Source organism: Pseudomonas sp. COR18, assembly GCF_048568395.1.
Taxonomy (GTDB): domain Bacteria; phylum Pseudomonadota; class Gammaproteobacteria; order Pseudomonadales; family Pseudomonadaceae; genus Aquipseudomonas; species Aquipseudomonas fuscovaginae_B.
The window spans coordinates 2,239,925-2,257,093 of the sequence record NZ_CP183808.1; the positions used below are offsets into that span (position 1 = coordinate 2,239,925).

15 protein-coding genes and 1 pseudogene are annotated in these 17,169 nt (G+C 65.2%); 13 read left to right on the forward strand and 3 right to left on the reverse strand.

The features are described 5' to 3' along the window. The first annotated feature begins 19 nt into the window (after positions 1-19). Positions 20-475, forward strand: a complete 456-nt coding sequence (locus ACM62G_RS10325; RefSeq protein WP_054062035.1) for a YiiD C-terminal domain-containing protein — start codon at positions 20-22, stop codon at positions 473-475. A 158-nt stretch (positions 476-633) separates the two neighbouring features. On the opposite strand, the pseudogene cysQ reads toward ACM62G_RS10325, so the two are convergent. Both cysQ and nudE read right to left on the reverse strand, forming a co-directional pair. After that, a pseudogene (cysQ, locus tag ACM62G_RS10330) lies at positions 634-1,475 on the reverse strand (3'(2'),5'-bisphosphate nucleotidase CysQ). Then, positions 1,472-2,038 carry an ADP compounds hydrolase NudE gene (gene nudE / locus ACM62G_RS10335; RefSeq protein ID WP_054060339.1) on the reverse strand — a complete coding sequence of 189 codons (567 nt, stop codon included), beginning with the start codon at positions 2,036-2,038 and terminating at the stop codon, positions 1,472-1,474. Before nudE ends, cysQ begins: the two are co-directional and overlap by 4 nt. An 89-nt stretch (positions 2,039-2,127) precedes the next feature. Here nudE and yrfG point away from each other — a divergent pair, with 89 nt between their 5' ends. Continuing rightward, the gene (gene yrfG, locus ACM62G_RS10340) at positions 2,128-2,790 is read left to right on the forward strand and encodes a GMP/IMP nucleotidase (RefSeq protein ID WP_054060340.1); all 663 of its coding nucleotides are present in this window, start codon (positions 2,128-2,130) and stop codon (positions 2,788-2,790) included. Positions 2,791-3,025: 235 nt separating this feature from the next. Here yrfG and lysM read toward each other — a convergent pair whose 3' ends face one another. After that, positions 3,026-3,466: a peptidoglycan-binding protein LysM gene (gene lysM, locus ACM62G_RS10345; RefSeq protein ID WP_416771348.1), complete on the reverse strand. Its 441-nt coding sequence runs from the start codon at positions 3,464-3,466 to the stop codon at positions 3,026-3,028. Between the two features lie 138 nt (positions 3,467-3,604). Here lysM and ACM62G_RS10350 point away from each other — a divergent pair, with 138 nt between their 5' ends. From ACM62G_RS10350 to ACM62G_RS10400, 11 genes are all read left to right on the forward strand, one after another. Beyond that, positions 3,605-4,492 carry a LysR family transcriptional regulator gene (locus tag ACM62G_RS10350; protein WP_054060342.1) on the forward strand — a complete coding sequence of 296 codons (888 nt, stop codon included), beginning with the start codon at positions 3,605-3,607 and terminating at the stop codon, positions 4,490-4,492. Between the two features lie 94 nt (positions 4,493-4,586). Beyond that, entirely contained in the window at positions 4,587-5,426 is an 840-nt protein-coding gene (gene fdhD / locus ACM62G_RS10355; RefSeq protein ID WP_054062031.1) for a formate dehydrogenase accessory sulfurtransferase FdhD, read from the forward strand. Then, complete coding sequence (locus ACM62G_RS10360) at positions 5,423-7,771, forward strand: FdhF/YdeP family oxidoreductase (RefSeq protein WP_419737101.1); 2,349 nt, start codon at positions 5,423-5,425, stop codon at positions 7,769-7,771. The genes fdhD and ACM62G_RS10360 overlap by 4 nt, the downstream gene beginning before the upstream one ends. 209 nt (positions 7,772-7,980) lie before the next feature. Continuing rightward, positions 7,981-9,987 (forward strand): LodA/GoxA family CTQ-dependent oxidase, encoded by a 2,007-nt coding sequence (locus tag ACM62G_RS10365; RefSeq protein ID WP_419737102.1) that lies wholly within the window; start codon positions 7,981-7,983, stop codon positions 9,985-9,987. Then, positions 9,988-11,103, forward strand: a complete 1,116-nt coding sequence (locus tag ACM62G_RS10370) for a tryptophan 7-halogenase (RefSeq protein ID WP_419737103.1) — start codon at positions 9,988-9,990, stop codon at positions 11,101-11,103. It begins immediately after the preceding gene. Positions 11,104-11,267: 164 nt separating this feature from the next. Beyond that, complete coding sequence (locus ACM62G_RS10375) at positions 11,268-11,714, forward strand: glycine zipper domain-containing protein (RefSeq protein ID WP_054062028.1); 447 nt, start codon at positions 11,268-11,270, stop codon at positions 11,712-11,714. Positions 11,715-11,943: 229 nt separating this feature from the next. Next, entirely contained in the window at positions 11,944-12,846 is a 903-nt protein-coding gene (locus ACM62G_RS10380; RefSeq protein ID WP_419737104.1) for a hypothetical protein, read from the forward strand. Between the two features lie 481 nt (positions 12,847-13,327). Beyond that, positions 13,328-14,416, forward strand: coding sequence for a methyl-accepting chemotaxis protein (locus ACM62G_RS10385; RefSeq protein ID WP_419737105.1), 1,089 nt, complete (start codon positions 13,328-13,330; stop codon positions 14,414-14,416). 36 nt (positions 14,417-14,452) lie between these two features. Then, positions 14,453-14,818 carry a response regulator gene (locus ACM62G_RS10390; protein WP_054060801.1) on the forward strand — a complete coding sequence of 122 codons (366 nt, stop codon included), beginning with the start codon at positions 14,453-14,455 and terminating at the stop codon, positions 14,816-14,818. Positions 14,819-14,824: 6 nt separating this feature from the next. Then, the gene (locus tag ACM62G_RS10395) at positions 14,825-15,133 is read left to right on the forward strand and encodes an STAS domain-containing protein (protein WP_054060802.1); all 309 of its coding nucleotides are present in this window, start codon (positions 14,825-14,827) and stop codon (positions 15,131-15,133) included. A 4-nt stretch (positions 15,134-15,137) separates the two neighbouring features. After that, a complete protein-coding gene (locus ACM62G_RS10400; protein ID WP_419737106.1) occupies positions 15,138-17,168 on the forward strand; it encodes a chemotaxis protein CheA in 2,031 nt (676 codons plus the stop codon). Position 17,169 lies beyond the last annotated feature (1 nt).

Genomic DNA, 17,169 nt, shown 5'->3' on the forward strand with positions numbered 1-17,169 from the left:
ACACCACAGAGGTCACTGCATGAACCGCGACAGCCACTACCTGGAATCCATCCTGCACCACGACATTCCCCTGACACGCGAGATGGGGCTCAAGGTCGGCGGCTGGGAGGGCGGACAACTGCGCCTGTGGCTGCCGCTGGAACCCAACGTCAACCACAAGAGCACCATGTTCGGCGGCAGCCTGTACTGCGGCGCGGTGCTGGCCGGCTGGGGCTGGCTGCACCTGAGCCTGCACGAGGCGGGTATCGCGGACGGGCACATCGTGATCCAGGAGGGCCAGATCAGCTACCCGCTGCCGGTCACCGGCGATGCCGAGGCGATCTGTGCGGCACCGGACGAGAAGGTCTGGAAAAAATTCCTGGCCACCTACCAGCGTTACGGCCGGGCGCGGCTGACCCTGGAGACCCGGGTGATGAATGTCGGCAGCGAAGACGAGGCGGTGCGTTTCAGCGGCCAGTACGTGCTGCACCGCTGAAAGCCCCCTGTAATTGCAACCCTCAAAAAACGAACCTGCCACGCACTGTAGGAGCCGGGCTTGCCCGCGAACCGCCAAAGGCGGCCATTCAAAACCGTTCCGGATGGCCGCCGCTGGCGGTTCGCGGGCAAGCCCGGCTCCTACAATCAGTAAAACGTCTAGGCCTGCGGCATCTTCGGCAACTGCTCCCGCCACAACGCCTGCTCCGGCAAGGCCAGGAAAAACGGATTGAGCAACGACTCCCGCGCCGGATAACTGAAGCGCTCGCCGCTCAGTTCCAGCACTTCACCGCCGCCCCCTCCAGTACGCCCTGGGCCGCCGCCGTATCCCACTGGGAGGTTGGCGCCAGGCGCGGATAGAAGTCCGCGGCGCCTTCGGCCAGCAGACAGAACTTCAGCGAACTGCCGATATTCGCCAGCTCCAGCTCACCCAGGCTGGCACTCAGCCCGGACAACAACCGCTCCTGCTCGGGGCTGGAATGCCGACGGCTGGCCACCACCGTGAACGCGTTACCGGCCGGCGGCTGGGTCCGCACCCGGATCGGTTCGGGCGGCAGGCCGCGGTCCGCGCGCCAGGCGCCCAGACCGGCGCCGCCGAAATAGGCACGACCGCTGGTCGGCATCGAAACCACGCCAAACACCACCCGCCCCTGCTCGATCAGGGCGATGTTCACGGTGAACTCCTCACTGCCGGAAATGAACTCCTTGGTGCCGTCCAGCGGGTCCACCAGCCACCAGCGCTGCCAGCCGGCACGCACCTCGCGGGGAATATCGGCGTCTTCCTCGGACAACACCGGGATATCCGGCGCCAAGGCGCTCAGGCCGGCGACGATCAGGTGATGCGCCGCCAGGTCCGCGGCCGTCACCGGCGAGGCATCGGCCTTGTCCATCACTTCGACATCAGCCCGCCAGAACGGCAGGATCGCCTCGCCGGCCTGGCGGGCCAGTTCGATGACCGGGGCCAGGAACGGATGCGGCAGGCTCACAAACGAATCACTCATGGTTGAAACACTCCACGCTGGGTCAACAGGTCACGGGCCAGGTATAACGCCGCCAGCGCACGACCCTCGGTGAATTGCGGGTTCTGCGCCAGGCCGGCCAGCTCGCGCAGGTTCACCCGGTCGACCCGCATCGGCTCGGGCTCGTCACCCTCAAGACGCTCTTCATACAGGTCGCTGGCCAGGACCACCTGGATCTTCTGGCTCATGTAGCCCGGCGACAACGACAACTCGGTCAGGTGCTCCAGTTGCCGGGCGCCGAAACCGGCCTCTTCCTTCAGCTCCCGCTCGGCCGCCGCCAGCACATCCTCGCCCGGCTCGATCAGCCCCTTGGGCAGCGACAGTTCGTACTCATCGGTGCCACCGCAATATTCCTCGACCAACACCGCATGCTCGGCATCGAGCATCGCCACGATCATCACCGCACCGTAACCGGTGCCCTTGCCCACCAGTCGTTCATAGGTGCGCTCGACACCATTGGAAAAACGCAACTGGACCTGCTCGACACGGAACAGACGGCTGCTGGCGACGATTTCACGGGCAAGTACGGTGGGTTTCTGGCGCATGGCGGCTCCTGGGCGTTAACGGGTTACTATACCGTGGCTTTTCCGATTGTCTGTGTCGGATATCCTTTTTCCCGGTCGAGAAGTTTCCCATGCCCTCATTACCCTGGCGCGACATCGATACCGTTCTGCTGGACATGGACGGCACCCTGCTCGACCTGCATTACGACAACCACTTCTGGATGGAACACCTGCCGCGACGCTATGCCGAGCTGCACGGCGTCAGCCTGGCCATGGCGGAGGCGGAGCTGGGTTCACTGTTCCGGGACCACGCCGGCCAGTTGCAATGGTACTGCCTGGACTTCTGGAGCGAGGAGCTCAAGCTGCCGGTGCGCGAGCTAAAGCTGGAAACCGCGCACCTGATCGCCCTGCGTCCGGACGCCGACACCTTCCTGAAGGCGATCCGCCAGGCGGGCAAGCGGGTGATCCTGATCACCAACGCCCATCGCGATTCGTTGTCGCTGAAGCTGGAGCGGGTCGAACTGGCACCCTACTTCGAGCGCCTGATCAGTTCCCATGATTACGGCTTCGCCAAGGAATCCCCGTCATTCTGGGACGCGCTGCAGGCCGATATCGGCTTCGATCCGGCACGCAGCCTGTTCATCGACGATACCCTGCCGATCCTGCGCAGCGCCCGGCGCTTCGGCGTCGCGCACCTGCTGGCGGTGCGCGAGCCGGACAGTCGCAAGGGGCCCAAGGACACCGAGGAATTCGCCGCCGTGGGCGACTACCGCGAATTGATCGCGGACTTGTAGGAGCGGGCGGTACGGCGATCCGGCTTGCCCGCGAACGCGTCATGAGGGCGCTAATAGCTTCGCGGGCAAGCCCTGCTCCTGGGCTATGTACGAAATCGCTTGAAACTTGGTTATGCGGCGTTAAAAACCGGCTCGGAATGCTCATTGACAACCAGTCAACTCCGCTTCCTCGCCGGTTTTTGCCTTGCCTAACCTGCGTTTCAAACAATTTCGTACACAGCCTACAGGCCGTGCATTACTCGGGAATACGCAGCGTCTGACCCGGATAAATCTTGTCCGGATGTGACAGCAACGGTTTGTTGGCCTCGAAGATCCTGTTGTACTGGTTGGCGTCGCCATAGACCGCCTTGGAGATCGCGCTCAGTGTGTCGCCCGACTTCACCACGACAAACCGCGCGGCCGCCTGCACCGGCCCACTGACCGTGAGCTGGTCGTCGACGCTGCCGATACCGGCAATGTTGCCCAGCGCCAGCAGGATCTTTTCCTTCTCCTCCTGGCTGGCGACCTCGCCCGTAACCGTCACCTTGTCGCCCTCCACCGTGGTCTGGACATTCGGGTTGCCCAGGCCGACCCTGGCGATATGCGCCTTGAGTTGCTCGCCGGCATTGGCATTGCCCGGGGTCAGCAAGTCGAGCAGCTTCTCGCCCGCCTCTTTCACGAAGCTGAGGATACTCATGGTTTCTTCTCCTTGATGGGTGATATCCAGACGCGAACCACTGGACCGGGCACGTCTGCGACAGGTTCCGGACAGACCCATGACTCAGCGTAGCCCAACCGCGCTAGAATCCGGGCCTGGACCGCGCCTGGAGCGACGATGGACATCAAACAGCTGAAATTCCTGATTGCCCTGGACGAAACGCGACACTTCGGCCAGGCGGCGGCACGCTGCCACATCACCCAGCCGACCCTGTCCATGCGCCTGCGCAACCTGGAGGAAGAACTCGACCTGCAACTGGTCAACCGCGGCCAGCGCTTCGAGGGTTTCACCGCGCCCGGCGAACGAGTGCTGGCCTGGGCCCGCACCGTGCTGGCGGCCTACGATGGCCTGCAGGCCGAGGCCGCCGCCTGTCGCGGCAACCTGATCGGCACCCTGCGCCTGGGCGTGGTGCCGCTGTCGAACTTCGACCCGCTGCACCTGATGCAGCGCCTGCATGCCGAACACCCGGACCTGCGCTTCGAACTGTCGTCCCTCAGTTCCGAACAGATTCTCGAACAGTTGGCGAGCAACCGCCTCGACCTCGGCGTCTCCTACCTCGATCGCCTGGACACCGAGCGCTTCGACGCCCTGCCCCTGAGCGAAACCGCCATGGGCCTGCTCTACGACCAGCGCTTCTTCGACTTCGGCGACCAGCCGCTGAGCTGGGAGGCGCTGACCGAACTGCCGCTGGGCATGCTCACCAGCGGCATGCACTTTCGCCAGTCCATCGACCACAACTTCCACAGCCGTGGCCTGAGCCCACAACCGCTGCTGCAGACCGACGCCGTTCATCAATTGTTGCAAGCCGTGAATGGCGGCCTGTGCTGCGCGATCATGCCGCTCAACAGCGGCCTTGAGACCCTGACCGACCACCTGAGCCTGCAACCGATCGAAAATGCCCGGACCCTGGCCAACCTCGGCCTGATCATGCGTCGTGGCGCGCCGCGCTCGGCCCTGGCCGAAGCCTGCTTCAGGCTTTATCAGAAATCGCCAAGCGGACTTTGATCGACATCATCTATCGGAGGATCAGTACTAGCGATTAGACGTGACCTTTTGCCGCGCCTAGTCTTAGCACCGTACATTTCGCCGGTAATCCTCCATGCACGCCAAGCCAGACGGCTGCGCGATTCCTGTCACCACAGCAGCCGCGCCGGCCGCCAGCCAGAGCTACCAGTACAGCGACCTCGATCATCACGAAGCCGCTGAGACCTCACTCGCCGAAGAAGTCGCGCTGGCCATCGCCTACAACGGCATCAGCCAGGCCGTGATGCTGGTCACGCCCACCGACCTGGAAGACTTCATCGTCGGTTTCAGCCTCGGCAGCGGCATCATCCATGACGCCACCGAACTCTACGACCTGAAACTGACCAGCAATGGCGCTGCCCATTACGCCGAAGTGGAGATTTCCAGCCGCGCGTTCTGGAGTCTCAAGCAGCAGCGCCGACAACTGGCCGGCACCAGCGGCTGCGGCCTGTGCGGCGTCGAGGCGCTGGAGCAGGCCCTGCCGGAACTGAACGTACTGCCTGGCGCACCACTGCCGCCGGCCGCCTGGCTGGTCGACCTGCGCCAACGCATCAGCGCCTTCCAGCCGCTGGGCCAGCACTGCGGTGCCGTGCATGCCGCCGTGTTCATGAACGATCAGGGCGAACTGCTGCTGGGCCGCGAAGACATCGGCCGGCACAACGCCCTCGACAAGCTGATCGGCGCGCTGGTCCGCCAACAGATCCCGACCGCCGGTGGCGTGGCCATCGTCACCAGCCGCTGCAGTCTCGAATTGATCCAGAAAGTGCTGCGGGCCGGCATCCAGACCCTGGTCAGCCTGTCATCCCCCACTGGCCTGGCGCTGCAATGGGCGCGTCGGCACAACCTCAATCTTATTCACCTGCCGCAGAAAAGTGCGCCGCGGGTCTACAGCCCTGCGATGGAGAATCCCGCGTGAGCAATCATAATCAAGCCGACCAGATCCCGACCCCACGCTACAAGCCCTACAAGGGTCCGGCCGGCGGCTGGGGCGCACTGATCAGCGTGGCCCAGGCCTGGTTGACCAGCGACAACGCGCTGAAGAACATCCGCATGATGCTCAAGACCAACCAGAACGGCGGCTTCGACTGCCCCGGCTGCGCCTGGGGCGACTCGCCGGAAAGCGGCATGGTCAAGTTCTGCGAGAACGGCGCCAAGGCCGTCAACTGGGAAGCCACCAAGCGTCGGGTGGATGCCGCGTTCTTTGCCAAGCACAGCGTCAGCTCGCTGTTCGAGCAGTCCGATTACTGGCTCGAGTACCAGGGCCGCCTGACCGAGCCGATGAGCTACGACCCGGCCACCGACCGCTACAAGCCCATCAGTTGGGACGCGGCGTACGCGCTGATCGCCAAGCACCTGCTGAACCTCGACAGCCCCGACCAGGCCGAGTTCTACACCTCGGGTCGGGCCAGCAACGAGGCGGCGTACCTGTATCAACTGTTTGTCCGGGCCTTCGGCACCAACAACTTCCCCGATTGCTCGAACATGTGCCACGAGGCCAGCGGCGTGGCCCTGGCGCAGAGCGTCGGGGTCGGCAAGGGCACCGTGACCTTCGACGACTTCGAACACGCCGACGCGATTTTCGTCTGGGGCCAGAACCCCGGCACCAACCACCCGCGCATGCTCGAACCGCTGCGTGAAGCCGTGAAACGCGGTGCCCAGGTGGTCTGCATCAACCCGCTCAAGGAGCGCGGCCTGGAGCGCTTCCAGCATCCCCAGCACCCGCTGGAAATGCTCACCAACGGCAACAAGCCGACCAACACCGCCTACTTCCGCCCGGCCCTGGGCGGCGACATGGCCGTGCTGCGCGGCATGGCCAAGTTCCTGCTGCAATGGGAGCGCGAGGCCCAGGCGGCGAACGAGCCGTCGGTGTTCGACCATGACTTCCTCAACGAACACACCGCCAACGTGCTCGACTACCTGGCCGCCATCGACGACACCCCATGGGAACAGATCGTCTCGCAATCGGGCCTGCCCCTGGTCGAAATCGAGCAGGCGGCGCGGATGTACGCCAAGAGCAGGAGCGTCATCATGTGCTGGGCCATGGGCATCACCCAGCACCGCCATTCGGTGGCGACCATCCAGGAAATCGCCAACCTGATGTTGCTGCGCGGCAACATCGGCCGGCCGGGCGCAGGCCTGTGCCCGGTACGCGGCCACAGCAACGTGCAGGGCGACCGCACCATGGGCATCAACGAGCGCCCACCGGTGGCCCTGCTCGACGCCCTGGAACGCCGCTTCCAGTTCAAGGTACCGCGCAGCAACGGCCATAACGTGGTCGAAGCCATCCATGCCATGCTCGAGGGCCGCGCCAAGGTGTTCATCGGCCTCGGCGGCAACTTCGCCCAGGCCACCCCGGACAGCCCGCGGACCTTCGAAGCCCTGCGCAACTGTGACCTGACCGTGCAGATCAGCACCAAGCTCAACCGCAGCCACCTGACCCACGGCAAGGAAGCGCTGATCCTGCCGTGCCTGGGCCGCACCGACATCGACCTGCAGGCCGAAGGCACCCAGGCGGTGACCGTGGAAGACTCGTTCAGCATGGTCCACGCCTCCAACGGCCAGTTGCAGCCGCTGTCGAAACAGATGCGCTCGGAACCGGCGATCATCGCCGGCATCGCCGCCGCGACCCTCGGCTCGCACCCGGTGGACTGGAACTGGCTGGTGGGCGACTACAACCGCATCCGCGACCTGATCGCCGACACCATTCCCGGCTTCAAGGACTTCAACCAGCGTATCGGGCACCCGGGCGGTTTCTACCTGGGCAACGCCGCCGGCGCCCGGCGCTGGAACACGCCTTCGGGCCGGGCGAACTTCCGCTCCAACGGCCTGCCGAGCGACCTGATCCACGAGCTCACCCACGCCACGGGCAGGAAGCCGGACCTGATCCTGCAGTCGATGCGTTCCCACGACCAGTACAACACCACCATCTATGGTCTCGACGACCGCTACCGTGGGGTCAAGGGCCAGCGCGAGGTGCTGTTCGTCAACGAGGCGGACATCATCCGCCTGGGCTTCAAGCCGGGGCAGAAGGTCGACATCGTGTCGCTCTGGGAAGACGGCCGCGAGCGCCGGGTCAAGGGCTTCACCCTGCTGGCGTTCGACATCCCCGCCGGCCAGGCCGCTGCCTACTACCCGGAAGTGAACCCGCTGGTGCCGCTGGAAAGCGTCGGCGACGGCAGCCACACCCCGACCTCCAAGTTCGTCGCGATCCGCCTGGAAATGGCCAGCGAGAACGGCCTGATCCTCGCCCAGGCCAGTTGATCCGAGCCGCCCCGGACGCCTTGCCAGAGGTGCCCGGGGAATCTCCCGCCGTAATAGCAAAAAGCCATTCGACAAACCTCAAGCCCTTTACTAGAGTCTGCGGGCGGTGCTCCTCACGCCCTCATCCGACGGTGCTGACCGGCACCCGCCCAGGGATCCTGCCCGCAGGTCGGGCACATCCTCTTTAGCACGGAACGCGGAGAGCACTCATGTCGATCACCCCCGGCCATACCCCGCATCACCACGGCAGCCAAACCCCTCCCAAGGACAAGCGCATCGTCAGCGCCGCGATCCATCCCGCGATCGGCGTGGCGCGGGTCGGCAACAGTGAATCGGACTACTTCATCGGCCCCCAGGTGACCGAGCCGCGGCCCGAGCCACTGGGCTTCTACCGGGACGCCCAGGGTGCACTGAAGCGCCAGGCCGCCGAGTTCCGCATCTATGGCTACAACCTGGCTGGAGAGGTGGTCGCCGAACTGACCGCGCAAGACGCCGAGATCACCTGGTCGGCCCATGTCGCCAACCGCAAGGCGCAGTGGTACCAGTGGCAGTTGGCGATGGATATTCCCGAAGCCGCCAGCAAGGTGCTGCCCCTGCGCAATGCCGAGATCAAGGACCCCAAGGCCCGTGCAGCCCTGGCCATCGACGGCGGCCTGCAAAGCATCCGCGGCACGAACCAGGCCGGTGTCGAGTTCAACGGCCAGTACGAAGGCGTGCCAGTGTATCTGGGTGAGTTGCGCACCGATGCCCAGGGTCGCCTGCTGTTCCTCGGCGGCCGCGGTGTATCGGCCTCGCCCCGGAACACGCCGATCTTCAACCCCAAGGACGACAACAGCTTCATCAACGCCGATGGCTGGTACGACGACACCAGCGATGGACCGATCAACGCCCAGGTCAGCATCGGCGGCCGGTCGATCCCTGTGGAGCCGGCCTGGGTCGTGACCGCACCGCCCAACTACGCGCCCCAGGTCAAGTCGGTGCGCACGCTCTATGACCTGACCTACGACCTGTTCATCCAGGCCGCCTGGCTGCCGGCCCGCACCTGCGTATCCTTCCGCGACGATGTGTACCCGATCCTGCAGCGGCTGACAGGCTTGCAATGGGTCAACCAGGGCTTCGCCACCCAGTTCGGCCACAACGGCCGCTACAACTTCGAAGACCCGGTTTTCATCGCCCAGTTGGCGAGCAAACCGACTCCGGGCAACTATGACGTATACCAGGAAACCCGCCGGGAAATTCTCAATAGTTTCCGCCTGCCCACCCCCACCGACAGCAACCCGTTGCCTTGGCCGTGGATCTATGGCGACTACATGGACGCCCCGAGCCCACAGCAGTATTCGTCCATCACCCAGACCCAGTACCAGGTTCTGCAACACTGGGCCGCCGGCCAATTCGAGTCCGACTGGCCGGGCAAACCACCGGCAGATCGCCTGGACCTGGTCCCCCTGTGGGAACAACCGGCCATGCTCGACCGGGCGGCCCTGGATTTCTGCCTGGCCGACGCCTTCCACCCCGGCTGCGAGCTGACCTGGCCGATGCGCCATCTGTCGCTGTACACCAAGCCCTGGCGAATCCGCCAACGGCCAGCCGGCAGCCCCCAGCCCGACTACGGCCCGACCCTGAACCAGACCCAGGCCCTGGCCGTCGGCGGTCCGCTGTATGGGCAAGGACCCGGCGACCTGAACCGCTGGATGGGCTTGCCCTGGCAGGCCGATACCGCCTATTGCCGGGGCGGCTACGATCAGGCCTACAGCCCGTTCGTCGCGACCTTCTGGCCAGCGCGGGTCCCCAACCAGGTGCTCAGCGATGTGGACTACGAGCTGATCGTCGACCCCGCCACCCAACCCGCGCAGCGTCTGGACGCATTCGTCGAGCGCAGCAACTGGAACGCTCCGCTGCTGGTGGAGGGTCCGAAAACTCCAACGGCCAAGCAGATGACCACGATGGTGGATATCTTCGGCTCCATGGGCCTGCTGGAAGTGCGCAAGCACGTTTTCGACAGCCCGCTCTATCCGAACACCATGATGGTTGCCAGCTACGGGCCGCAGATCCCCACGAGCCAGACCTTCGCCAGCCCGGTGCTGGCTGCCGACTTCGTCGCGGCGGGCGCGCCGACGGACGACACCGCGGGGGCACCACGGCCACCACGGGGCGCCAACTTCAGCAGCCAGGAAGACGCCGAGCAGGCGCCACGCGGCGGGAGACGGTCGCGCTAAATGGAGCGCTACGACGTCGCCATCGTCGGCGGCGGCCCGGCCGGCTCCGCTACCGCCATCACCCTGGCGCGCCTGGGTCGGCGGGTGCTGCTGGCCGACTCCGCGCCCATCGGGCGCTTCCGGGTGGGCGAGGGCTTTCCGCCCGCCGCCCGCTCGCTGCTCGCCGACCTGGGCGTGCTCGACGGCTTTCTCGCCGCCGGGCACCGTCCCAGCTACGGCAACCTTTCCCTGTGGGGCTCGGACGAGCCGCACATGGACGATTTCATCTTTCAGACCCAGGGTCGCGGCTACCAGTTGGACCGCCTCGCCTTCGACACCCAGTTGCGGGCCACGGCACGCCAGCTCGGTGTAGCGGTCCACGAAGCCACCCGGCTGGTCGCCACACCGCGTGAGGCCGGTTTCAGCCTGCGCCTGGCCAGCGCCGACGGCGAGCGACAGGCCGAATGCCGCTGGCTGATCGACGCCGGCGGCCGCCCGGCAGTACTCGCCCGTCAGCAGGGCGCCCAGCGCCAGGTCGAAGACCGGCTGACCGCCTTCTACCTGCTGCTGCATAGCCGGCAAGACACCGATCGCGATGGCCGCACGCTGGTCGAGGCGGTGGCAAACGGCTGGTGGTACAGCGTGCTGCTGCCCTCGGGGGAACGGCTGGTGACCTTCCTCGGCGACCTGGACCTGCTCGACCGCCAAACGCTGCTGAGCGGCGATGGGCTGTGGCAGCAACTGGCTCATACCCGCCTGTTGTCGGCCTTGTGTCGTGAACACGGCTACCAGCCCGGCAGTTCCGTCCAGGGCATGGATGCCGCCAGCGGACGGCTTTCGCAATTTCACGGCGAACACTGGACGGCCGTAGGCGATGCGGCACTGGCCTTCGATCCGCTGTCGTCCCAAGGCATTGCCACCGCGCTCTATTGTGGCCAGTATTGCGCTCGCGCCGTGCACGCCACGCTCAATGGTGAGCGCGAAGCCCTTCCCGCCTATGCGGATCTGCTCAGGCGGATCTACAGCGCCTACCTGGGCAACCGGCAACAGTTCTACGGGATGGAAAAACGCTGGGGCGAATCGACGTTCTGGAAGCGGCGCCAGCCTCTTCCAGTGCGCACACAAGGCGCGAAATGATGGGGTTCAAGTAGCCTCAGACCTTCCGAAATCAACTAAGTTCCCTAGTAAAATCAGTAAGTTATCTTTTTGTATACAGGTCGTGCTATTCGTCGGATTTCCGTTGTAAGCCCACTGTCACAAGCCTCAGGATCGCGCCGTCATCCCTAGGAGGCTCCTCTCAAATGAAGTTCTCGTCGATTCTCTTGTTGTCCCTGAGCCTGGCCAGTGGCCTGGCTTGCGCCGGAGGTACCACTGAGGCCGGTATCGGCGGCGCATTGGGTGGTGTACTCGGTTCGGCGGTCGGTCAGTCGCTGGGCGGCAACACCGGCTCGACCATCGGCGCAGCCCTGGGCGGCGCAGGCGGCAGTGCGGTCGGCGCGGACAAACGCAGCCGTGGTGAAGCGGCGATCGGCGGCGCACTGGGCGCGGCCGGCGGCAACGTCATCGGCCGCAGCATGGGCGGCACCACCGGCAGCCTGATCGGCGCGGCGGCAGGCGGCGGCGCAGGCGGTGCGCTGGGCAACTACATGGGCAATTCCAGCGACCGCGAGGATCGCCATTATCGCGACGGCCATCGTGGCCGCGGCCATGCCTATGGCCACCGCAAACACCGCCACTGGCGCGACTGAGCCCCCTCACCCGGGAGTGCTGCAACAGCACTCCCTCGGCCGCTCCCATCGGCCAGTGCAGAAAGCCTGCCGTCAAACTGCCCGACCATGCAGATTGCATGGTCCCAAGATCCAACCCCCTTCCCAACCCCTTGAATTGATTGCTTATTCAGCAAAGCAGGATTTGGCACATCCGCTGCTTTCTCCACCGTGAAGGCTGTAGGTCTCTCACTGATGGAGCACAACAACAATGATCGGGAACGCTGAAATTCATCCTGCCGCATTACACGACCCCTCGAACCACTCGGGAGTCTCCTGGGCGGCGATCTTCGCCGGGGCCGCCGCCGCCGCCGCACTGTCCCTGCTGCTGCTGATGCTCGGCTCCGGGCTGGGTCTGGCCGCCATCTCGCCCTGGTCGGGCGAAGGTATCAGCGCCAAGGGCCTGGGTATCTGGGCGATCATCTGGCTGGCTCTCACGCAAATCCTCGCTGCGGGCATGGGCGGTTATCTCGCCGGCCGACTGCGCGTGAAGTGGGCCAACGTGCATGGCGACGAGGTCTACTTCCGTGACACCGCCCACGGTTTTCTCGCCTGGGCCGTCGCGACCCTGCTCATGGCGACACTGGCGGCCGGCTCCGTCAGTGGCGTCCTCGGCGGTGGTGCCAAGGCTGGGGCCACCGTCGCCGCCGGTGCCGCCAGCAGCCTCGGCAGCGATGCCCGCCAGAGCAGTGGTTCCGACTACTTCATCGACCTGCTGTTTCGCGACGACCGCCCCGCAGCGGTGAGCGAGGACGCCGCCCACGCCGTAGCCACCCGGATCTTCGTGCACAGCCTGGGCAGTGGGCAGTTGAGCGTCGAGGACCGTGCCTACCTGGCGCAATTGGTGGCCCAGCGCACCAACCTCAGCCGGGTCCAGGCCGAACAGCGTGTCGACCAGGTCTATGCCCAGGCCCGCCAGGCCGCGGACAGCGCCAGGCAGGTAGCCGACCAGGCAGCCAAGGCTGCGGCCTGGTCAACCCTGTGGATGTTCATCGCCCTGCTGATCGGCGCCTTCTTCGCCAGCCTGGCGGCGACCTTCGGCGGTCGCCAGCGCGATGGTGTGGTCTACCTGCAAGGCACCGAATACCAGACCCACACCGCGCCCCTGCACTAACCCGAGGAGAATGAAAATGCGCTCACTTCTACTGTTCTTTCTGGGTGTACCGATCCCGGTGATCATCCTCATCGCCCTGTTCGTGCATTGACCCTTGCCTCGCGGCCCCTCATCCAGGGGCCGCGTTGCTCAGGCGCTACGCTTAAGCCAGGGAGCGGCCATCCACCCGCCGCTGCCACTCTCGACCAGCCCGCCCCTGGAATGAACGGCCCGTAACATTCAATTACATCCGCATACGGCAAAATACCTTAGGGCTAATTCCTAGAAGGTCCCGGCTAGAGCCCTTTCGTCGTGACGCCAGGAAGCGGCGCCGTTATTGGATGATGAGTCAAATACCTGCCCGACCAGTCAGTTCCAGAACACCTTCCCGACCCGAAATACCGTGCCTGAAGTCCCGCAGGATTAAGGGTTATCCCGATACTGATATCAATATGCTACCGATATGATCCGCGCCACTTGAGCTATGCAATGGAAGCAGGGGATGCGGATTTATCTGGGAATCTGGTCAGGGATCGCACTAAGTGCCATCGGGTTTTCTCTGGCCCAGCCTCTGCTCAACGGCGCCGGCCTGGCGCTGATCGCCATCGCCACCGTCGCCCGGCAGATCGGCAAATCGCCGAACACCCCCGCCGCCCCCTCCCTTACGCCACATCCTGATACCGTCACTGCACCGGCCGAACTGCAAACCCTCCTGCCAGTGATCGCCCCGGCCTGGAACGATGGCATCGGCCAGAGCCGCCACCTGCTGCAATCGAATATCGGCGAGCTGTTCGAACGCTTCGCCAGCATCGCTGCCCGCCTGGAAGGTGGCCTGCACAATTGCGAAGGTGTCCTCGGCAGCGGCGGCGTCGGCGAAAGCCTGCGTGACGCCAACGAGCGCCTGCGCGAAGTGACCCGGTCGTTCGAAGCCAGCAGTCAGCGTCAGCACGAACTGCTCGACACCATCAGCCACCTGGGCGACTACGCCAGTCAGTTGCAGCAGATGGCCAAGCGTGTCCAGGAGATCGCCAACCAGACCAACCTGCTGGCCCTCAACGCCGCCATCGAGGCAGCCCGGGCCGGTGACTATGGCCGCGGCTTCTCGGTGGTCGCCGACGAGGTGCGCAAGCTCTCCACCCTGTCCGCCGAGACCGGCCAGGGCATGGACACCAAGGTCGGCGAGATCAACCATGCGATCCAGACCACCATCACCGCCGCCGCCGAGCTGGGCAGCAGCGAACAGGCCAACCTCGACTTCCTCAATCAGGCGGTGACCCAGGTCATGACGCGCCTGGGCGACAACCTCGGCGAACTGACCGACGCCTCCCGCCTGCTGCAACGGGACGCCCGGGAAACCCAGGCCGACATCCAGGCAATCATGGTCAACCTGCAGTTCCAGGACCGTACCGACCAGATGCTCGACCATGTCCAGACCGACCTCGCCCACCTGCTCGAGGCCATCGAGCAACAGGATGCCAGCCTCAACGATCCGTCCGCCTGGCTCGAACGCCAGCGCCAGCGTTTCACCACCGACGAGGAGCGACAGGGTCGCTCCCAGGTGACAGCCAGCGACGACGTGACCTTCTTCTAGTTTCTCTCCGCTTTTCCCTTTGCAAGAGTGATGAACATGGCCAAGACCATCCTGATCGTCGACGACTCCCTGTCCATGCGCCAACTGGTGAAGATGAGCCTGACCAGTGCCGGTCACCAGGTCATCGAGGCCTGCGACGGCCGCGATGCCCTGAACAAGCTGACCGGGCAGAAGATCAACCTGATCATCAGCGACGTGAACATGCCCAACCTCGATGGCATCGGCCTGGTGAAAGAGGTCAAGGCGCGCAACGAGTACCGCTTCACGCCGATCATCATGCTCACCACCGAAAGCGAGCAGTCGAAGAAGGCCGAAGGCCAGGCCGCCGGCGCCAAGGCCTGGATCGTCAAGCCATTCCAACCGCAGCAACTGCTGGCGGCCGTCGAAAAACTGCTGGGATAACCCGCCATGTTCTCGCTGACGCCCGCCACCGACGACATGCCCGCGCAACTGCGCCTGCAGGGCGACCTGACCCTCTACGAAGTCAGCATGGCGCGCGAGCAGTTGCTCGGCCTGCTGCCATTGCCCCCGGGGCCCTGGCAGTTGGACCTGGGCGGCCTGAACGAACTGGACAGCGCCGGCGCGCAACTGCTCCTGGCAATCCAGCGGGCGCTGTCGTCCATCGACCATCCGGCCACCGTCAGCCGGGTCTCGGACACCGCCCGGGAACTGCTGACGCTGCTGAACCTGGAATCGCTGTACCCGACCGAGGCCTGACCCCATGCTCAGTGGCGAACAATGGAACCAGTTGCTGCTGGGATTTCTCAGCGAAGGGCGCGACCTGCTCAAGGAGGCCGAAGACAGCCTGCTGCGCCTGGAAACCAGCCCGGGCGACACGGACGCGGTCAACGGCCTGTTCCGTGCCGTGCACACCCTCAAGGGCTCGGCCGGGATCTTCTCGCTGACGCCCCTGGTCAACCTCACCCATCACCTGGAAAGCCTGCTGATGTCGGTGCGCGACGGCCAGCGCGAGCTGACCCCGGCGCTGACCTCGCTGATGCTCAACTGCATGGACGAGCTGAACGCGATGATCGAGCGTGTCGACCCCGACAGCGGCCTGCTCGACGTCGACGAGGCACGCCAGGCACCGCTGCTGGCGGCATTGTTCGAGGCCCAGGGCGGCAACGCGGACGATCCGGCGCAAACCGGGCCGCAGCACGCTCCCGCCGTCGCGGCGGACCGGCTCACCTGGCAGGTCTCGATCAGCTTCTGCGAAGAGCTGTTTCGCAACGGCTTCGACCCTGCGGCCTTCCTGCGCTACCTCAACCGCCTGGGTGAGATCACCACGCTGCACACCCGCAGCGACGCCCTGCCGGCTCTCGATCGGCTGGACCCGGAAACCTGCCACCTGGGCTTCGACTTCGAGTTGTACACCGCGGCCAGCCGGGGCGAAATCGAAGACGTCTTCGAATTCATCCAGGACTTCTGCGAACTGCGCCTGAATCCTCTGCAACCACCGGCCGCGACGCCAGCCGAACCGCTCGCCACGCCTCGCCCGGGCGCCGAACCGGCCACCCCGAAAACCGCTGCCGTCCGCGACCGCCGCAGCCTCGACACGACGATGGTCAAGGTCGCCGCGCACAAGCTCGACGAACTGATCAACCTGGTCGGCGAACTGGTGATCAGCACCGCCAGCGCCCAGATGCAGGCCCGGCGCAGCAGCGACAGCGGCTGCATGGAGGCCACCCAGGCGGTGCACCAGCATGTCGAGCAGATCCGCGAGGCGGCGTTGAAACTGCGCATGGTGGAGGTCGGCGAGACCTTCAACCGCTTCCACCGGGTGGTGCGCGATGTCAGCCAGGAACTGGGCAAGAACATCCAGCTGAGCCTGGTTGGCGGCGAAACCGAACTGGACAAGTCGGTGATCGACAAGATCGCCGATCCCCTGACCCACCTGGTGCGCAATGCCATCGACCACGGCATCGAGTCGGCCGCCGAACGCCTCGCCGCCGGAAAGCCGGCCGCGGGCAACCTGCGCCTCAACGCCTACCACGACTCGGGCATGATCGTACTCGAAGTCAGCGACGACGGGCGCGGCCTGAATACCGAACGGATTCTCGCCAAGGCGATCGACAAGGGCCTGCTGGAAGCCGACGCCCCGCTCAGCGACCAGGACATTCACCTGCTGATCTTCGAAGCCGGCTTCTCCACCGCCGAACAGGTCTCCAACCTCTCCGGCCGCGGTGTCGGCATGGACGTGGTGCGCAGTGCCATCGACCAGTTGCGCGGGGTGATCGAAATCGATTCGGTGGCAGGCCAGGGCTGCACCTTCCGTATCCGCCTGCCGCTGACCCTGGCGATCATCGACGGCTTCCAGGTCGGCGTCGGCCAGGACAACTTCGTCATTCCGCTGGACATGGTCACCGAGTGCATGGAAGCCGACCCCGAGTGGCTGCAGCAGGGCCAGGGCTACCTCAGCCTGCGCGGCAAGCCGCTGCCGTGCATCGCCCTCGACCGGCACTTCGGCCTGGCACCCAGCCGGGCACGGCGGCGCAACATCGTCGTGGTCAGCCAGGGCCGCCAGCAGGCCGGCCTGATCGTCGACCAACTGTTCGGCGAACTGCAGACCGTGATCAAGCCCCTCGGCCAGATGTTCCAGCACCTGCACGGCATCAGCGGCTCGACCATCCTGGGCTCCGGCCAGGTCGCGCTGATCCTCGATATCGCCAGCCTGTTCCGACACCTGCAGACGTCGACCGAACCCACGACGAACTCGCTCAATCCACCCTTGCCTAGCCTTTCAGGAGAGTAAT